The organism is Pseudomonas sp. HMWF006 (assembly GCF_003061205.1).
GTDB classification, from domain to species: domain Bacteria; phylum Pseudomonadota; class Gammaproteobacteria; order Pseudomonadales; family Pseudomonadaceae; genus Aquipseudomonas; species Aquipseudomonas monsensis.
Genome location: NZ_QAIU01000261.1, coordinates 1 through 2,690 on the forward strand (window position 1 = coordinate 1; position 2,690 = coordinate 2,690).

Consider the following 2,690-nt stretch of genomic DNA (forward strand, 5'->3'; position numbering starts at 1 on the left):
GTCAGTACGCAGATCCACGTACTCCAGAAGGTGGTCATGGCCGGGTACTCCTTGTTTCAGATGCGGGGGTAGTGTCGGGTTGCGGCTCGTCGGCGAACGGCAGCAGACGCGCTTCGGCGAATTCCGGGGTGCGTTTGCGGTTGAACACCCACAACGTCAGGCCGACGAAGGCGACGAACACCACAACCGTACCGAGGCCGCGAATCAGGCCTGCACTCATTTCAATGACCATGGCTCACCTCTTGCTCTTGATCGCAGTGCCGAGCACTTGCAGGTAAGAAACGAGCGCGTCCATTTCGGTCTTGCCCTTGAGGCTGGCGACCGCGCCGCTGATGTCGTCGTCGGTGTACGGCACGCCGAGGGTACGCATGGTCTTGAGCTTGGTTTCGGTGTGGCTGCTGTCGACCGCCTGCGTGACCAGCCACGGATAGGCCGGCATTTTCGATTCCGGTACGACGTTGCGCGGGTTGTACAAGTGCGCGCGGTGCCAGTCATCCGAGTAGCGCGCACCGACCCGGGCCAGATCCGGCCCGGTACGCTTCGAACCCCACAGGAACGGGTGATCCCATACGCTTTCGCCCGCAACCGAGTAGTGCCCGTAGCGCTCGGTCTCGGCGCGGAACGGACGGATCATCTGCGAGTGGCAACCGACGCAGCCTTCGCGGATGTAGATGTCGCGGCCTTCCAGTTGCAGCGCGGTGTAGGGCTTCATGCCTTCCACCGGTTTGTTGGTGACGTCCTGGAAGAACAGCGGGACGATCTGGGTCAGGCCGCCGATGCTCACGGCAAACACCATGAGCAACATCAACAGGCCGACGTTCTTTTCAATCGTTTCGTGTTTCATGGCGGACTCCTCAGGCCATCTGCGCGGCAGCAACGACGTCAGCAGGCTGCGAGGCCCGCACGGTGCGCCAGGTGTTGTAAGCCATCAGGAACATGCCGCTGAGGAAGATCGCGCCGCCCACCAGTCGCACGATGAAGCCTGGGTGGCTGGCCACCAGGGTTTCGACGAAGGAGTAGGTCAGCGTGCCGTCCTCGTTGACTGCGCGCCACATCAGGCCCTGGGCGATGCCGTTGACCCACATCGAGGCGATGTAGAGCACGGTGCCGATAGTCGCCAGCCAGAAGTGCGCGTTGATCAGGCCGATGCTGTGCATCTGCTCTTTGCCGAAGACTTTCGGGATCATGTGGTACAGCGCGCCGATGGAAATCATCGCCACCCAACCCAGAGCGCCGGCGTGCACGTGGCCGATGGTCCAGTCGGTGTAGTGGGAGAGGGCGTTGACGGTCTTGATCGCCATCATCGGCCCTTCGAAGGTCGACATGCCGTAGAACGCCAGCGACACCACGAGGAAACGCAGGATCGGGTCGCTGCGCAACTTATGCCAGGCGCCCGAGAGGGTCATCATGCCGTTGATCATGCCGCCCCAGCTCGGTGCCAGCAGAATCAGCGACATCACCATGCCCAGCGACTGCGCCCAGTCCGGCAGCGCGGTGTAGTGCAAGTGGTGCGGGCCGGCCCAGATGTACAGGGTGATCAAAGCCCAGAAGTGCACGATCGACAGGCGATACGAATACACCGGACGTTCGGCCTGCTTCGGTACGAAGTAGTACATCATCCCGAGGAAACCGGCGGTGAGGAAAAAGCCCACGGCGTTGTGGCCGTACCACCATTGCACCATCGCGTCGGTTGCACCGGCGTACACCGAGTAGGACTTGGTGAAACTCACCGGCAACTCAAGGTTGTTGACGATGTGCAGGATTGCCACGGTGATGATGAACGCGCCGAAGAACCAGTTGCCCACATAAATGTGTTTGGTTTTGCGCTGCATGATCGTGCCGAAGAACACGATGGCATAGGCGACCCAGACGATGGTGATCAGGATGTCGATCGGCCATTCCAGCTCGGCGTATTCCTTGGAACTGGTGTAACCCAGTGGCAGGCTGATCGCGGCCAGGAGGATCACCAGTTGCCAGCCCCAGAAGCAGAATGCGGCGATTTTCGGCGCAAACAGCTGAGTCTGGCAGGTGCGTTGCACCGAGTAGAACGAACTGGCGAACAGCGCACAGCCACCGAACGCGAAGATCACCGCGTTGGTGTGCAGCGGGCGCAGACGGCCGAAACTGGTCCAGGGCAAATTGAAGTTGAGTTCAGGCCAGACCAATTGGGCCGCGAGAAAAACCCCGAGGCCCATGCCGACGATGCCCCACACCACCGTCATAATGGCGAATTGGCGGACCACCTTGTAGTTGTAGGCGGTACTGATAGAAGTGTTCATGGTTCCCCATCCACGGTTCAGCCGAAGTGAGCGCGCGCGAGAACGCCGCGAATCCTTCGTCTGGAGTTATAGGCAGACTAAAAGCGAGGCAAGCATGGACAAACAGCACAAGGCCAGTATTGACGGGGATCAATGGGCGCAGTGTGTGCGTGATCATGGATGGTTGTGGGATGCCGCCACGGGTAAGGCTTCGGCGACGTTGATCCTGGCGCATGGGGCGGGCGCGCCGATGGACAGTGACTGGATGAATGACATGGCTGGGCGTCTTGCCGGGCTTGGGGTGAATGTGTTGCGGTTTGAGTTTCCGTATATGGCGCAGCGGCGGGTGGATGGGGTGAAGCGCCCGCCGAATCCTGCTGCGAAACTGCAGGAATGTTGGCGTGAGGTGTATGCCGAGGTGCGGCGTCATGT

4 protein-coding genes are annotated in these 2,690 nt (G+C 60.7%); 1 reads left to right on the forward strand and 3 read right to left on the reverse strand.

Features of this window, described 5'->3' with window-relative positions; genetic code table 11:
* Positions 1-34: 34 nt before the first annotated feature.
* Genes DBR24_RS10670 through ccoN form a run of 3 tightly spaced genes read right to left on the reverse strand, consistent with a single transcriptional unit; the run spans position 35 to position 2,279 of the window.
* Positions 35-232 (reverse strand): cbb3-type cytochrome c oxidase subunit 3, encoded by a 198-nt coding sequence (locus DBR24_RS10670; RefSeq protein WP_102358145.1) that lies wholly within the window; start codon positions 230-232, stop codon positions 35-37.
* A 3-nt stretch (positions 233-235) separates the two neighbouring features.
* Positions 236-844: a cytochrome-c oxidase, cbb3-type subunit II gene (gene ccoO / locus DBR24_RS10675; RefSeq protein ID WP_003223389.1), complete on the reverse strand. Its 609-nt coding sequence runs from the start codon at positions 842-844 to the stop codon at positions 236-238.
* A gap of 10 nt (positions 845-854) precedes the next feature.
* Complete coding sequence (ccoN, locus tag DBR24_RS10680; protein WP_041067879.1) at positions 855-2,279, reverse strand: cytochrome-c oxidase, cbb3-type subunit I; 1,425 nt, start codon at positions 2,277-2,279, stop codon at positions 855-857.
* Positions 2,280-2,373: 94 nt separating this feature from the next.
* Here ccoN and DBR24_RS10685 point away from each other — a divergent pair.
* A partial coding sequence (locus tag DBR24_RS10685) for an alpha/beta family hydrolase (protein WP_371921265.1) occupies positions 2,374-2,690 on the forward strand: 317 nt, incomplete at its 3' end.

Excerpts from the sequence above, each read along its gene's own strand:
- DBR24_RS10670 (WP_102358145.1), bottom strand. The coding sequence starts at position 232 with ATGGTCATTGAAATGAGTGCAGGCCTGATTCGCGGCCTCGGTACGGTT.
- ccoO (WP_003223389.1), bottom strand. The coding sequence starts at position 844 with ATGAAACACGAAACGATTGAAAAGAACGTCGGCCTGTTGATGTTGCTC.
- ccoN (WP_041067879.1), bottom strand. The coding sequence starts at position 2,279 with ATGAACACTTCTATCAGTACCGCCTACAACTACAAGGTGGTCCGCCAA.